Raw genomic sequence first — 215 nt, 5'->3', positions numbered from 1 at the left:
CCCACAACTGGCACTAAACCAATACCCGTTAGGGTAAAGGCAAGCCAAGCGTCGGTGTCGTTGGCTTCATCATCGTCGGTCAGTAACATGACATTGGCGATGATATCTCGTAAATCCATGACTTGGTCGATAATCGGAATCATGGAAATCAAGGTACCTACCACGATTTGTGACGTGGAGGGGTTTTGATTAAAGTCGCCTTGTAGTGTGCCCCA

The 215-nt window shown here is 47.9% G+C and carries 1 pseudogene; it reads right to left on the bottom strand.

Annotated features, from left to right (window positions below):
• A pseudogene (locus EXT47_RS23765) lies at positions 1-215 on the bottom strand (hypothetical protein); the annotation flags it as partial.

The organism is Pseudoalteromonas sp. CO342X (assembly GCF_004208915.1).
In the GTDB taxonomy this organism is placed as follows: Bacteria; Pseudomonadota; Gammaproteobacteria; order Enterobacterales; family Alteromonadaceae; genus Pseudoalteromonas; species Pseudoalteromonas maricaloris.
This window is presented reverse-complemented; position numbering and strand designations above follow the sequence as displayed.